Source organism: Streptomyces sp. NPDC001728, assembly GCF_040297565.1.
Classification (GTDB): domain Bacteria; phylum Actinomycetota; class Actinomycetes; order Streptomycetales; family Streptomycetaceae; genus Streptomyces.
Map to the genome: position 1 here is coordinate 9,269 of NZ_JBEOZK010000039.1, position 13,936 is coordinate 23,204.

General features: G+C 73.7%; 12 protein-coding genes and 1 pseudogene. 5 read left to right on the forward strand and 8 right to left on the reverse strand.

All coding sequences use genetic code 11. The features are described 5' to 3' along the window. From ABT154_RS33515 to ABT154_RS33545, 7 genes and pseudogenes are all read right to left on the reverse strand, one after another. Nucleotides 1-244 (reverse strand): annotated as a pseudogene (locus tag ABT154_RS33515) (hypothetical protein); the annotation flags it as partial. Further along, entirely contained in the window at nucleotides 241-1,884 is a 1,644-nt protein-coding gene (locus tag ABT154_RS33520; RefSeq protein ID WP_351862107.1) for a dipeptide ABC transporter ATP-binding protein, read from the reverse strand. The pseudogene ABT154_RS33515 and the gene ABT154_RS33520, both read right to left, overlap by 4 nt. Next, nucleotides 1,874-2,815, reverse strand: a complete 942-nt coding sequence (locus ABT154_RS33525; protein WP_351862109.1) for an ABC transporter permease — start codon at nucleotides 2,813-2,815, stop codon at nucleotides 1,874-1,876. Before ABT154_RS33525 ends, ABT154_RS33520 begins: the two co-directional genes overlap by 11 nt. Continuing rightward, nucleotides 2,812-3,744: an ABC transporter permease gene (locus ABT154_RS33530; protein ID WP_351862111.1), complete on the reverse strand. Its 933-nt coding sequence runs from the start codon at nucleotides 3,742-3,744 to the stop codon at nucleotides 2,812-2,814. Before ABT154_RS33530 ends, ABT154_RS33525 begins: the two co-directional genes overlap by 4 nt. Nucleotides 3,745-3,746: 2 nt before the next feature. Further along, complete coding sequence (locus ABT154_RS33535; RefSeq protein ID WP_351862113.1) at nucleotides 3,747-5,375, reverse strand: ABC transporter substrate-binding protein; 1,629 nt, start codon at nucleotides 5,373-5,375, stop codon at nucleotides 3,747-3,749. Continuing rightward, nucleotides 5,372-5,599 carry a ferredoxin gene (locus ABT154_RS33540; RefSeq protein WP_351862115.1) on the reverse strand — a complete coding sequence of 76 codons (228 nt, stop codon included), beginning with the start codon at nucleotides 5,597-5,599 and terminating at the stop codon, nucleotides 5,372-5,374. The genes ABT154_RS33535 and ABT154_RS33540 overlap by 4 nt, the downstream gene beginning before the upstream one ends. Nucleotides 5,600-5,604: 5 nt before the next feature. Then, nucleotides 5,605-6,846, reverse strand: a complete 1,242-nt coding sequence (locus ABT154_RS33545; RefSeq protein ID WP_351862117.1) for a cytochrome P450 — start codon at nucleotides 6,844-6,846, stop codon at nucleotides 5,605-5,607. Nucleotides 6,847-7,013: 167 nt separating this feature from the next. On the opposite strand from ABT154_RS33545, the gene ABT154_RS33550 reads away from it, so the two are divergent. Genes ABT154_RS33550 through ABT154_RS33565 form a run of 4 tightly spaced genes read left to right on the forward strand, consistent with a single transcriptional unit; the run spans nucleotide 7,014 to nucleotide 11,353 of the window. Further along, nucleotides 7,014-7,781, forward strand: a complete 768-nt coding sequence (locus ABT154_RS33550) for a 2-oxo acid dehydrogenase subunit E2 (RefSeq protein WP_351862119.1) — start codon at nucleotides 7,014-7,016, stop codon at nucleotides 7,779-7,781. Next, nucleotides 7,778-9,004: an alpha/beta hydrolase gene (locus tag ABT154_RS33555; protein ID WP_351862121.1), complete on the forward strand. Its 1,227-nt coding sequence runs from the start codon at nucleotides 7,778-7,780 to the stop codon at nucleotides 9,002-9,004. Before ABT154_RS33550 ends, ABT154_RS33555 begins: the two co-directional genes overlap by 4 nt. Next, a complete protein-coding gene (locus tag ABT154_RS33560; RefSeq protein WP_351862123.1) occupies nucleotides 9,001-9,879 on the forward strand; it encodes a TIGR03621 family F420-dependent LLM class oxidoreductase in 879 nt (292 codons plus the stop codon). The genes ABT154_RS33555 and ABT154_RS33560 overlap by 4 nt, the downstream gene beginning before the upstream one ends. Before the next feature lie 4 nt (nucleotides 9,880-9,883). After that, nucleotides 9,884-11,353 (forward strand): FAD-dependent monooxygenase, encoded by a 1,470-nt coding sequence (locus tag ABT154_RS33565; protein WP_351862125.1) that lies wholly within the window; start codon nucleotides 9,884-9,886, stop codon nucleotides 11,351-11,353. A gap of 89 nt (nucleotides 11,354-11,442) precedes the next feature. Here the strand turns inward: ABT154_RS33565 and ABT154_RS33570 are convergent, their stop codons facing one another. After that, a complete protein-coding gene (locus ABT154_RS33570) occupies nucleotides 11,443-12,477 on the reverse strand; it encodes a 3-oxoacyl-ACP synthase III family protein (RefSeq protein WP_351862127.1) in 1,035 nt (344 codons plus the stop codon). Nucleotides 12,478-12,674: 197 nt separating this feature from the next. Here ABT154_RS33570 and ABT154_RS33575 point away from each other — a divergent pair. Further along, nucleotides 12,675-13,936, forward strand: a 1,262-nt coding sequence (locus ABT154_RS33575; RefSeq protein WP_351862129.1) for a beta-ketoacyl synthase N-terminal-like domain-containing protein, incomplete at its 3' end; no start/stop codon positions are given.

Genomic DNA, 13,936 nt, shown 5'->3' on the forward strand with positions numbered 1-13,936 from the left:
TCGCCACACCGGCAGCCGGGCTGGTCGCTCCGGTCGTGAGGCCGGGCACGCCGGTCGTCACACCAGCGGTCACGGCGGGCACACCGGTCGTCACGCCCGGCGCATCGGTCGCCACACCGGCAGCCGGGCTGGTCGCTCCGGTCGTGAGGCCGGGCACGCCGGTCGTCACACCAGCGGTCACGGCGGGCACACCGGTCGTCACGCCGGTCACGGCGGTCGTGCCGCCGGTCACTCCGGTCGTCACGCCCGGCTCCCGGCATCCTGCCGGGCCGACGGAACGACAGGGGTCGCCGCGCCGAGGAGCTCCCGGGTCCAGGGGTGTTCCGGGCGGGTGAAGACCTGTTCGGCCGGGCCAGTCTCGACGACGCGGCCCGCCCGCATCACCGCGACGCGGTCGCTGACGTGGCGCACGACGCCGAGGTCGTGCGAGATGAACAGCAGGGCCACGCCGAGCCGTTCACGGATCCGGTCGAACACGCCGAGCACCTGCGCCTGCACGGAGGCGTCGAGCGCGGAGACCGGCTCGTCGCAGACCAGCACGTCCGGTTCCGGCGCGAGCGCGCGGGCGATGGCCACCCGCTGCCGCTGCCCGCCGGACAGCCCGCGCGGACCGCGGTCGAGCAGCTCGGGTTCCAACCCGACCAGGCCCAGGAGTTCGACGACCCGCTCCCGGTGGCGGCGGGCGGCCCGCCGGCCGCCCGCGCCGAGCGCCTCGGCCACGATCCGCTCCACCGTCCAGCGCGGGTCGAAGGAGGACAGCGGATCCTGCTGCACCAGCTGGATCCGGCCGCGCAGGGCGGCCCGTGAGCGTTCGCCCGTACCGGACCAGGGCCGGCCGAGCAGGGTCACCGTCCCCCGGTCCGGCTCGCTGAGCCCGAGCACGATCCGGGCCAGCGTGGACTTTCCGGAGCCGGACTCGCCGAGGACGCCGAGCGTCTCGCCCGCGTGCAGCACGCAGGACACGCCGTCGAGCGCGGTCATGGCGCCGCCGGGCCCGTCGTAACGCTTCACCAGGCCCTCGGCGCGCAGCACCTCCGTACCGGCGCCGGGGCTTCCGGCGCTCCGCCGGCGGGCGGCACGGGCGTCCGGGACGGCGTCGAGGAGACGCCGGGTGTACGGATGGGCGGGCGCGGCGAGGACCTTCGCGGCGGGCCCGCTCTCCACGATCCGGCCGGCCCGCATCACCGCGATCCGGTCGGCGAGCCGGGCGACCGCCGCCAGGTCGTGGCTGATCAGCAGCACGGCGGTGCCCGCGTCCCGGCGGGCGGCGAGCAGGTCGAGGATCTGCGCCTGCACGGTCATGTCGAGCGCGGTGGTCGGCTCGTCTGCGATCAGGACGCGGGGTCCCGCGGCGAGGGCGGAGGCGATCAGCGCCCGCTGCCGCTGCCCGCCCGACAGCTGGTGCGGGAACTGCCGGGCCCGCCGCTCGGGTTCGGGCACGGCGACCTCGCGCAGCAGCTCGACGGCCCGGCCCGGCCGGTCGCGGCGGGTGCCGATGCCGTGGTTGGCGAGCGACTCCTCGATCTCGGCGCCGACCCGGCGCAGCGGGTCGAGGGAGACCAGCGCGTCCTGGAGCACCAGGCCGGTCTCGGCGCCGCGCAGCCGGCGCCACGCGCGTTCGTCGAGGGCGGTCAGGTCCCGGCCGTCGAATTCGAGGGTGCGGGCGGTCACGGTGGCGCCGGGCCCGGTGAGTCCGGCGAGGGTGCGGCCGGTGAGGGTCTTGCCGGAGCCCGATTCGCCGACCAGGGCCAGACATTCGCCGGCCCGCAGGGAGAGGTCCACTCCGTGCACGACCTCGGTGCGGTCACGGCCGCGGCCGAAGGAGATCCGCAGGTCCTCCACGAGGACGAGTGCCCGCTCCGCGCGGGTGGTGTCATTGTTCACGGCCGTCCCTCCGGTCGAAGCGGTGCTGCAGGGCCCGGCCGACGACCGTCACGGAGACGACGGTGACGGTGATGGCCAGGCCGGGGAAGACGGCCGCCGCCCACGCGGTGTCCAGGTGGTCGCGGCCCTCGGCGAGCATCGCGCCCCACTCGGGTGAGGGCGGTTGCGGGCCGAGGCCGAGGAAGCTGAGCGTCGACCCGGCGATGACGGCGCTGCCCACGTTGACCGTGGCCAGGACGAGCAGCGGCGGCAGGGCGTTGGGCAGCAGGTGCCGGAAGAGGATCGACGCCCGGCTGCGGCCCATCACGAGGGCCGCCTGCACGTAGTCGCTGTCGCGGATGGCGAGCGCCTGGCCGCGGGCGAGCCGGACGAAGCCGGGCAGCAGCGAGGCGCCGATGGCCAGGGTGGCGTTGCCGGTGCCGGGGCCGAGGACGGCGACGACCACCAGTGACAGCATCAGCCCGGGGAAGGCCATCAGGATGTCGGTGGCGCGCATCAGGACCTGGTCGACGGCCCGGCCCGCGGTCGCGGCGAACACGCCGAGCAGCGAGCCCGCCACGACGGCGAGGGCGGTCGCGCCGAAGCCGATGACCAGCGAGGTACGGGCCCCGTGCACGATCCGGCTGAACACGTCGCGTCCCAGCTGGTCGGTGCCCAGCCAGTGCCCGGACCCGGGCCCCGCGAGCGCGTCGACCGGGTCGATGAGGTCCGGCTGCCGGGGCGCGAGCAGATCCGGCGCCACGGCGGCGACGGCTACGGCCAGCAGCACCGCCGCGGCGAGCACCGCACCCGGACGGAACCGGTGCGGGGCGCGGCGCGGGAGCGCGGGGGCGGCGTCGCCGGGGGTGTCGGCGGTCGTCCCGTCGGCGCCGGCCGAGGCACCCAGCTCGGAGGCCGAGGCGGACGCGGAGGCCGAGGCTGACGCGGTCATCCGATGCTCCTCTCGTCGATGCGCGGGTCCACGAGCCGGTAGAGCACGTCCACCGCGAGGTTGATCAGGGCGAAGGCGACGGCGGAGACCAGCACCACGCCGGTCACCACCGGCAGGTCGCGGCCGGCCACGGCGGCGGCCGTGATCTGGCCGAGGCCCTGGCGGCTGAAGACGGTCTCCACCACGACCGCGCCGCCGAACAGCGCGCCCACCGCCCAGCCGGACAGGGTGATCAGCGGGATCAGTCCGTGCCGCAGCGCGTGCCGGAGCCGGATCGCGGTCTCGCCGCCGCCCCGGGCGCGCGCGGTGAGCACGAAGGGCTGTTCCAGGGCCCGTTCCAGTTCCTCCCGCAGCACCTGGGTGAAGGCGCCGACGAGTCCGGCCGCGAGGGTGACCGCCGGGAGCACCAGGGCGGCGGCGCCGCTGCCGCCCATCGCCGGGAACCAGCGGAGCCGGAAGGACAGCAGGGCCAGCAGGAGCAGGCCGGTCCAGAAGGCCGGGGTGGAGACGGCGACGAGTTCGAGGGAGGAGGCGATCCGCCGGACCCCCGGCCGGTGGGCGGTGAGCACGGCGAGGGTCACCGAGACGAGCAGCGCGAGCAGCAGGGCCGCGACGGCGAGCTGGACGGTGGGCCACAGCTGACCTCCGATCACCTCGCCGACCGGCTGCTGGAGCTGGAAGGACTCGCCGAGGTCGCCGGTGAGCAGCCCGCGCATGAACCGCCCGTACTGCACCGCGAGCGGTTCGTCGAGGGCGAGGTCGTGCCGTACCCGTGCCACGAGTTCGGGCGTGGGGTTGGTGTTGCCGAGCACGCTGCGCACCGGGTCTCCGGGCAGCAGGCGGAAGGCGAAGAAGACGGCGTTGGCCGCGCCGAACACGACCAGGGCGGCCAGCAGCAGCCGGCGCGCGAACCAGCGCAGGGGCGGCACGGTCAGTCCTCCAGCCGGGCGTCGTGGAAGCGGGGGTACGCCTGGACGTCGAAGGTCACACCGCGCACCCGGTCCGCGACCCCGAGGAGGGTGGCGGGGGCGTACACGGGCAGGGCGTAGGCCTGGTCGTTCACGCGTGTCTGCGCCTTCTCGTACAGGGCCGCGCGGCGGGCGGGGTCGCGGGTGGCGGAGGCCTCGCGGAGCCAGCCGTCGAGCAGCGGGTCGGCGACTCCGAAGGCGTTGACGCCGCCCTTGTCGCCGGTCTGCGCGGAGTCGAAGAAGGTCCGCAGGATGTCGGGTTCGGCGCGGTTCCAGCTGAAGGCGAGGATGTCGGCGTCGCGGCCCCCCGCCTTCTGGAGGTAGGCGCCGGGTTCGAGGGCGGTGAACCGGAGCTCGATGCCGGCCCGCTTGGCCTCGGCCTGGATGCCCTGGCCGAGCAGCGCCCGCTGGTCGCGCATCAGGCTGTTCATGTAGGGCCACCGCACGGTGAGGCGGACGCCTTTCCTGGTGCGGTAGCCCTCGTCGTCGCGCCCGGTCCACCCGGCCGCGTCGAGGAGCCGGGCCGCCTCCTCGGGGTCGTACGGCCACCCGCCCTCGGTCGCCCGGGCGTAGTCGCCGGTGGCGGGGGTCAGGGCGCTCCAGGAGCGCTCGTACGCGCCCGAGTACAGCGCCTTCACCAGCGCGTCGAAGCGCACGGAGCGCTGCAGGGCGCGGCGCACGCGCGGGTCGTCGAGCGGCGCCCGGTTGATGTTGAGCATGAGGGTGTACGGCGCGCCGGGCTGGGTGGCCCGCATCAGCCGGAAGCCGTGGGCCTGCCGGAGTCTGCCGACATGGCTGGGCGGTACGGCGGAGGCCAGGTCGACCTGGCCCGAGCTGAGGGCGCCGAAGCGCGAGGCGGCCTCCGGGATGAACTCGACGGTGACGCCGGCGACATGCGCCGGGCCGCGGTTGGCGGCGTCCGGCGGGCCCCAGGCGTAGTGCGGGTTGCGGTCCAGGTCGATCCGCCGGTTGCGGGTCCAGCCGGCGAAGACGAACGGGCCGCTGCCGACGGGCTCGAGGCACGTCCGGCCACGGTTCGCGCGGAGCGCGGTGGGCGACTGGATGCCGAAGGTGGCGGTGGACAGCACCTGGAGGAGCGGCGTGTACGGGCGGGAGAGCCGGATCCGTACGGTGCGGGCGTCGACGACGGTCGCGTTCTCGTACATGGAGATGAGCCCGGCCGCGTACTGCGACTTGGTCTCGGGCGCGACGGTGTGGTCGAGGGTGGCCTTGACGGCGGTCGCGTCGAAGGCGGTGCCGTCGTGGAAGCGGACGCCGTCGCGCAGGTGGAAGGTGTACGTCCGCCCGTCGCCGGAGATCTGCCAGGAGGTGGCGAGCCAGGGCCGGACACGGCCCCGGGCGTCCATGGCGACCAGCGAGTCGAAGACGCCGCGGCCCAGGGCCGCCGTCACGTCGTACGGGCTGATCTGCGGGTCCAGGCAGTCGGGCTGGGTGTCGACGGCGTACACGATCCGGCCGTCCCGGCCGTCCGCCCGGCCGGTCCCGGTGCCGCACCCGGTGGCGACGCAGGCCAGGGCCAGCGCCGCCACCAGGGCCCGGCGGACGAGGGCGCGATGCGTACGGGTCCTCATGCGCCCGGCTGCCCCTCGGCGTCGTCGGCGCCTGAGGTGACCCGGAGTGCCGCGGCCGGGCACAGGTGCTCGGCCGACCGGGCGAGCTTCGCGTCCGCCTCGGTGGCGACGGAGCCGGCCAGCAGGACGACGAGACCGTCCTCGTCCTGGTCGAAGAGCTCGGGTGCGGTCAGGACGCACTGGCCCGCGCCGATGCAGCGGCCGGAGTCGGCGACGATGCGCACCGGCCTCACCACGCCACGGGGAGTTCGTAGATGCCCTGCACACCGCTCTGCGCGGGCTTGATCTCCACCTCTTCGGCGGGAACGGCGAGCCGCAGCCCCGGTATGCGGGAGAAGAGCAGGGTGAGCGCGCTCTGCATCTGGGCGCGGGCCAGGTTCTGGCCGACGCACTGGTGCACCCCGTAGCCGAAGGCGAGGTGGTGTCGGGCGCCGCGGCCGAGGTCCAGTACGTCGGGGTCCTCGAAGGCCTCCGGGTCGCGGTTGATCTCGGCGGCGGACAGCATGACGCTGTCGCCGGCCTTGATGTGGGCGTCGCCGACGGTCATGTCCTCGGCGGCGATCCGCATGGCCACGTCTCCGATGGAGAGGTAACGGAGCAGTTCCTCGACGGCCAGACCGGCGCCGTCCGGGTCGTTGCGGAAGGCCTCCAGCTGGCTCGGGTCCTGCAGCAGCGTGAACGTGCTGAGCGTGATCATGCTGGCGGTGGTCTCGTGACCGGCCATCAGCAGGATGATGCCGAGCCCGATCACCTCGTCGCGGGACAGCGAACCGTCGGCGAGGTCCTTGTGCACCAGGGTGTCGAGCAGGCCCTCGCCCGGCTCCGACTCCTTCTCCTTCTCCTTGCGGTCCACCAGGGAGGTCAGGTAGTCGCGCAGGTTCATCAGCGCCCCGGTCGCGTCCTCCTCGGACACCTGGGACGAGACGAGCATCGCCGACTGTTCCTCGAAGTAGGCGTGGTCCTCGTAGGGCACGCCGAGGATCGCGCAGATGGTGTGCGAGGAGAGCGGCAGCGCGAGACCGCGCAGGATCTCCGCGGGCGGGCCCTGTGCGAGGAGGGCGTCGACGAGTTCACCGGCGCGCCGGTGGATCGACTCGCCGAGCTCGCGGGTGCGGCGCACGGAGAAGGAGGGGATGACCCGGCGGCGGTACGCGGAGTGCTCCGGCGGGTCCATCCCGATGAGCATCGTCGCCTTCTGGATGGCCTTGCGGCGGGGGCTCGGCGACGGAAAGTCCGGCCGCCCCCAGTCGGAGGACAACCGCGGGTCGATGAGCAGCTCACGGGCGACGGCATGGCCGAGCACCACCCAGGTGGGACGGCCGTCGTACAGCCGGGCGCGCACCACGGGCCCCTCGGTCAGCCGCAGATCGCGGTAGCCGGGCGGCGGCTGGTACGGGCAGGTGCGCAGCTGCGGGAAGTCGGGCAACGGCGCGTTTCCGGTGGTGAGGCCCACGGCGCTGGGGCGTGACATACGCGATCTCCTGCGAGCGGCGACATTCGGGCTGGGGGGCAAGACTGGAATCGGTGTCTTGCGCCGCTCTAAAGGGCGACTGTGGGGTGGCGCCCGCGAAAGCGGCCGGAAGTCGGGTTTAGGGCGCGCTTAAAGGGTGCTTTAGCCGGGCTGCGGAGATTGGCGGGATGCAGATCGCAGCCATCGCCCGGGAGCGGCGACACACGCTCTTCTTCCTCGACGAGTTACGGCCCTTCGCGCCGGTCCACCTCGACACGGAGGTGGACATGTCCGGGGTACTCGCGCACCGCGAGGCCCACCGCGGCGACAGCCGGCTGTCCGTGGTCACCTATGTGCTCCACTCCGCGGCCCGGGTGATCGCGGCCCACCCGGAGGCGAACGCCGCGATCCGCGGCCGGCTGCGCCCGAAGGTCGCCCGTTACGGCGAGGTCGCCGGGAAGGTCGCCCTCGACAAGCGGGTCGGCGGCCGGCGGGTCGTGGTCTCCACGGTCCTGCCGGACCTGGACAGGACCGATCTGAAGGGCATCCAGCACGAGCTGGAGCGCTTCCGGGACGGCGACCCGGAGACCATGCCGGAGTTCGCCTCGATGCTGCTGCTGCACCGGCTGCCGTCGCTGCTCGCGCGCGCCGCCTACCGCCGTGCGGTGCGCCCGCTCCTCGCCCACCCGCGCTTCTTCGGCACCTTCTCGGTGTCGTCCCTGGGCCACCGGTCGGTCGACGGCTTCCACTCGGTGGGCGGCACGACCCTCACCTTCGGCGTGGGCCGGATCGCGCAGCGCCCCGTGGTGCGGGACGGCCAGGTGACGAGCGCGCCCGTGATGCGGCTGAACCTCACCTTCGACCACCGTGTGATCGACGGCGCGGAGGCGGCGGACGTCCTCACCGAGGTCAAGGAGACGCTGGAGGGCTTCTCGGCCGAGGAGGCGCTGCGATGAACGACGTCACGGAGCTGAAGCGGTTCGTGGAGGTGCACGGCCGCATCCTGGGCATCCCGGGCGGGCGGCTGTCCCGGATCCTCGGGCGGATCCGGCACGACGAGGACGGCGAGGCCGGTTCCTGGGCCCGGGAATGGACCGAGGCCGGCGTCGAACTGGAGCGGCAGGGGCGGGAGGTGGAGGCCGGACGGCACTTCAACATCGCCCGCTTCCCCTACGTCGACGGCCCGGCGCGCGCCGACGCGCAGGCGCGGACCGTCGCCTCCTTCGACCGCTGGCGGCTCGGCGATTCCTCGGGGATCCAGCGGGTCGACCTCGAACTCTCCGGCGGCCGGGTGCGCTGCTGGGCGGCCGGGCTCGCCCCGCGCGGCGGCGAGCGCGCGCCCGTGCTGCTGCTCAGCGGCGGCATCGTCAGCGTGAAGGAGCAGTTCGGTCCGATCCTCGCCAGGGCGGGACGGCTGGGCCTGGCCGTCGTCGCCGTCGAGATGCCGGGCGTCGGCGAGAACGAGCAGCGGTACGGGGCGGAGAGCCACCAGATGGTCTCCGAGATCCTCGACGCCCTCGCGGACCGCGCGGACACCGACCGGACCGTCGCCGTGATGATGAGCTTCAGTGGCCACATGGCGCTGCGGGCGGCCCTCCACGACAAGCGGATCCAGGGCGTGGTGACGGCGGGCGCGCCGATCGGCGACTTCTTCACGGACGCCGGATGGCGGCCCCGGGTGCCCCGGGTCACCGTCGACACGCTGGCCCACCTCACCGGCCTCGCCCCGGACACCGTGCTGCCCGGGCTCGCGGACCTGGCGCTGACTGCGGACGAACTCGCGGCGATCCAGGTGCCCTTGGCGTACACGGTGAGCGCGCGCGACGAGATCATCCCGCCCGGCGACCGGCTTCTCCTCGAGAAGCATGTGCGCGAACTGCGGCTGCTTGTCCACGACGACGTGCACGGCTCGCCGTCCCATGTCGCCGAGTCCCGGCTGTGGAGCCTGCGTTCCGCTCTGGAGGCCCTGGGCGGTTTCGGGCCCCAGCGCCGGTTCCTCGGCCTGGGCCTGACGGCGATCCGGGCCCGCGAGCGGCTGGCGGGGGCGCTCGGCCGCACACCGGACGCACCGGACACGCCGGTTGACAGGACAGGCACGACGATCACCTCGGTCACGACACGCACGACAGCCACGACAGCCACGACAGCCACGACAGCCACGACAGGAGGCGACGCATGAGCGGCGGACCTGGTACGGAGTTCCGCTTCGGGGTCAACGAGATCTCCCCCGAGGCCGACTGGCCCGAACGCGCGCGGGAGGCCGAGCGGCTGGGCTACGACACCCTCGCGACCACCGACCACCTCGGCCTGGCGGCCCCGTTCCCTTCCCTGGTGGCCGCTGCCGCGGCCACCAGTCGGCTCCAGGTCGCCACCTACCTCACCAACGCGTCGCTGTGGGACCCCGAGGTACTGGCCCGGGAGATCGCCGGCACCGACCGGCTGACCGGCGGGCGGCTCAGCGTGGGTCTGCACGCGGGCTGGACCGGCAGCGCCGCGACGGCCGCGCTCACCCCTCAGGACAAGCGCGACCGGCTCGCCGTGACCGTGGACGTCCTTGACCGGCTGCTGACGGACCCCGAGCAACTGCCCCGCCCGCTGAGCACCCCGAGGCCGCGGCTGATGATCGGCGTCGGTGAACCGGAAGAGCTCGAACTCGCCGCGCGCCGGGCCGACACGGTCGTCTTCATCGGCGCCGCGCTGCCCCCGGGCAGCGATCTGGTGCTCCTCGGCCCCGAGGAGCTCGCCGCCCAGGTGGCCACCGTCCGGCGGCGCGCCGCCGAACTCGGCCGCTCCCCCGAACTGAACGTGGGAGTCAAGAAGGTCGTCGTCACCGACGACCGGAGGGCCGCCGCCGAGGCGCTGCGCCCGGCCCTCGCGCCTCATCTGACGACCGATCAACTTCTTGACCTACCGACGCTGTTCATCGGCACCCACGAGGAGATCGCCGAGCAGGTCCGGCGCGGGCACGACCGCTACGGCCTCACGTCGTTCATGGTCCTCTCCGCCCACCTGTACGACTTCGCGCCCGTGATCCCGCTCCTGCGGAAGGGATGACCCCGTGACCGACCCCGTGATCGTCGTGGGCGCCGGCCCCACCGGACTGATGCTCGCCTGCGAGCTGGGCCTGAACGGCGCGCCCGTCGTCGTCCTCGACCGCCGCGCCACAGCCGATCCGCACGCCCCCGGCCAGGCCGTCAACGCGGGCGTCATCGCGCTCCTCGAACAGCGAGGCCTGGCGGACGAGCTGCGCGCGTCCGGACTCCCGCTGCCCGGCGCGCACTTCTCCCTGCTGTGGCTGCACCCCGAGCAGCTCGCCGCCGACCGGCCCGAGGTGGGCGCCGGACTCCTCGTGCCCCAGCCCCGGCTGACCGAGGTCCTTGAGCGGCGGGCCCGCGAACTCGGCGTGGACATCCGTCGCGGCCACGAGGTGACGGAACTCCGCCAGTCCCCCGGACACGTGACGCTGAAGCTACGCACCTCCGCGGGCGATTCGACGCTCCGCGGCTCGTACGTGGTCGCGGCCGACGGCGCCGGAAGCACCGTGCGCCGGCTCGCGGGAATCGACCTCCCGGGCAGCGGCTGGACCGTGTCGGGCATCGTCGGCGATGTGGCGGCCGACTTCTCCGAGCTCGCCGTCCACCACCTGGGCGCCCACTACCTGCCCGCCGGCGGGGTGTACTCCGGCGCACCCGCCGGACCCGGAGTGCTCCGGGTGATCACCACCGTGTTCGGCACCACGCCGCCCACCCCGTCGGGCCCGGTCGCCGCGGAGGAGCTCCAGGGCGAGGTCGAGCATCTCACCGGGCAGCCGCTGCCGGCCCGCGAGGTGCTGTGGGCCCGCCGGTTCACCAGTCACAGCGGCAACGCCGAACGCTACCGGTCCGGCCGGGTGTTCCTCGCCGGCGACGCGGCCCACTCCTTCTACCCGCTGGGCGGGCTGCGCCTGAGCACCTGCCTGCAGGACGCCGTCAACCTCGGCTGGAAGCTCGCCGCGGACCTGGCCGGCTGGGCGCCGCCCGGCCTGCTCGACACGTACCACGCCGAGCGTCGCCCGGAAGGCGAGCGGGCCCGGCTCGCGCTCGACGCCCAGCTGGCCTTGATGCACCCGGCGGCCCGTACCGCCGGGGCCCGCTCGCTCTTCGCGGACCTCGCCCGCTTCGACGACGTCAACCAGTACCTGGTGGAGCTGGTGACCGGCGTGGACGTGCGCTACCGCCTGGGCGCCGACGGCACCTCGGGCTCCACCGCCCCCGACCCCGAGCTCGGTGGCCGTGTCCCCGGCGCGGCGCCCCTGCTCCACGACGGCCGCGGCCTGCTGCTCATCGGCGAAGGCGGAGAGGGCGGCGGGGACGGCGAAACCGGGGCGTACGCCCGTACGGCGGCGGCCTGGGCCGACCGGGTGGGCGTCGCGCCCTCGGTCGACGCGACCGGCTCCGTACTGCTGCGCCCGGACGGACACGTCGTATGGGCCGAGGGCTCGGGCTCGCTGGAGACGGCCCTGAAGAACTGGTTCGGCGCGCCGCGCTGAGCCGGGTGAGGAGACGGAAGAAGCGCCCGCGGTCACCGCGGGCGCTTCTCGTGTACGGGGGATGCGGCCGGTCGGGCCGGGTGCGGCGGTCAGGCCAGTTCGAGGGCGAAACCCGCCTTCAGCCACTTGCTGGACTCCACGGAGATACCGAGGACCCGGTCACCCGGCGCCAACTGCGGCAGAAGCTCCTCCAGTTGGAAGAACGGCATGGCGTTGCCCGTGTTGGCGATGGTGTCGACGAGGGTGATCTCCTCCGCGAGCGGCATGTCCAGGCCCTCGACGATCCGCCGTGTCATCCGTCCCGACAGCTGGGGCGGCAGCAGGTAGTCCACGTCCGTGACCGCCCAGCCCAGATCGCCGAGCAGTTCCTCGGCGATCTCCCGGGACATCACCGGGACGGACTCCTCGATCGCCTTGTAGTCCTCCTTGATGTGCGCGCGGTCCGCGTCGGCCCGGTCGAGGGCGCCGGTCCACTCCACGATCTGGCCGGGCTCGCGGCCCCGCCCGGTCAGCCGGTTGAGAACCCGGCGGATCACCGGAGCGCCCTCGGTCGGCTCCGCGGTCAGCACGGCCGCGCCGGCGCCGTCGCCGAACAGCACGAAGTTGACCAGCTCGCCCGAGTCGAGCTTCGCGAGGTCGACACTCGGGTCGTAGTGCCGTGAGCACAGCTCACCGCCGATCACCAGGGCCGTACGGTGCCCGCCGCCCCGCAGCATCTGGCCGGCGACGTCGAGGGCCTGGAAGGCGCCCGCGCAGCCTGACTGCAGCTGGTAGGTCGGCACACCGTCGATCCCGAGCCGGTCCGCGACGATGTTGACGGTCGCGGGCATCAGCTGGTCGGGCGTGGCGGTGCCGAGGACGACCAGGTCGATGTCGCCGGGTCCGAGACCGGCGTCCGCCAGGGCACGGGCACCGGCCTCGGTGGCCAGATCGGCGAGTGTGGAGCGGAGCCTGCCGCTCGCCAGGTCCACCGACAGATGCCGGGCACGGGTTCCGACGAAGGCGTCGACCCACTCCACCCAGATCGGGGCCATCCCGAAGTGCCGGGCCAGGTCCGCGTTCTCCAGGGGGTCACCGGGCAGAGCGGTGCCCACCGACAGGATGTGGATTTCCGAGGCTTCCATACCGCCACTTTCGGCCGCCCGGCTGACGCCCCGCTGACGGCTTCCTAAAGAAGGCCTTAGGCGCCGTACGGGACATCCGCGCCGGTCAAGACGTGAACGCCCCGGCTCGGCGAAGGCTTTAGGTCACGCTAAGCAGCCCGCAAGCCGCGTCGGCGACGTTGCCCGGACGACCGTCTGGCATTGCGAGGGATGGGTTCATGGCCAACGAAGCGAAACTCCGGGACTACCTCAAGCGGGTGACGACCGACCTGCGGCAGACCCGGCGGAGGCTGACCGACGTCGAGGCCGCGGCGCACGAGCCGATCGCGATCGTCGGCATCGGCTGCCGCTTCCCGGCCGATGTACGCAGCCCCGAGGACCTGTGGCGGCTGCTCGCCGCCGGCGGCGACGCCATCACGGACTTCCCCGAGGGCCGGGGCTGGGACCTCGACCGGCTGCACGCGCCGGACCCGGGGGCCGACGCCCAGGCAACCACATATGTGGCCAAGGGCGGCTTCCTGCACGACGCGGGCCTCTTCGACGCCGGGTTCTTCGGCATCAGCCCGCGCGAGGCCGAGGCGATGGAGCCGCAGCAGCGGGTGCTTCTGGAGACCGCCTGGGAGGCCCTGGAGCGCTCCGGGATCTCCCCCGACAGCCTGCGCGGCAGCGACACCGGAGTGTTCGTCGGCGCCATCGCCCAGGACTACGCGCGCCCCGAGGAGATCCGTCCCGAGCTGGAGGGCTACCTCGTCACCAACACGACGAGCGTGGCCTCCGGCCGGATCGCCTACACCCTCGGCCTCGAAGGCCCCGCGCTCACCATCGACACGGCCTGCTCGGCCTCGCTGGTCGCGCTGCATCTCGCCACCCAATCGCTGCGGCAGGGAGAGTGCTCGCTCGCCCTGGCCGGTGGCGCGACGGTCATGGCGTCCCCGGTGCTGCTCACCGAGTTCAGCCGGCAGCGCGGGCTCGCGGCCGACGGCCGCTGCAAGGCCTTCGCGTCCGGCGCGGACGGCACCGGCTTCGGCGAAGGCTCCGCGCTGCTCGTCCTGGAGCGTCTCTCGGACGCCCGCCGCAACGGCCACCCGGTGCTCGCGGTGATCCGCGGCACGGCCGCGAACCAGGACGGCGCGAGCAACGGCCTCACCGCGCCCAACGGCCTCGCGCAGGAGTCCGTCATCCGACAGGCCCTCGCCAACGGCCGTCTGACTGCCGACCAGGTCGACGCGGTGGAGGCCCACGGCACCGGAACCCGCCTGGGCGACCCGATCGAGGCACAGGCGCTCATCAACACCTACGGTATGGGACGTGACGCCGAACACCCGCTGTGGATGGGCTCGTTGAAGTCCAACATCGGCCACACGCAGGCAGCGGCCGGTGTCGCGGGTGTCATCAAGATGGTGATGGCGATGCGGAACGGGGTGCTGCCCCGAACCCTGCACGCGGAGCACCCGACGGACCACGTCGACTGGTCGGACGG

Coding starts and splice junctions, on each gene's coding strand:
- ABT154_RS33525 (WP_351862109.1), bottom strand. CDS start 2,815: ATGACCGCGTCAGCCTCGGCCTCCGCGTCCGCCTCGGCCTCCGAGCTG.
- ABT154_RS33535 (WP_351862113.1), bottom strand. CDS start 5,375: ATGAGGACCCGTACGCATCGCGCCCTCGTCCGCCGGGCCCTGGTGGCG.
- ABT154_RS33560 (WP_351862123.1), top strand. CDS start 9,001: ATGAGCGGCGGACCTGGTACGGAGTTCCGCTTCGGGGTCAACGAGATC.
- ABT154_RS33550 (WP_351862119.1), top strand. CDS start 7,014: ATGCAGATCGCAGCCATCGCCCGGGAGCGGCGACACACGCTCTTCTTC.
- ABT154_RS33555 (WP_351862121.1), top strand. CDS start 7,778: ATGAACGACGTCACGGAGCTGAAGCGGTTCGTGGAGGTGCACGGCCGC.
- ABT154_RS33570 (WP_351862127.1), bottom strand. CDS start 12,477: ATGGAAGCCTCGGAAATCCACATCCTGTCGGTGGGCACCGCTCTGCCC.
- ABT154_RS33545 (WP_351862117.1), bottom strand. CDS start 6,846: ATGTCACGCCCCAGCGCCGTGGGCCTCACCACCGGAAACGCGCCGTTG.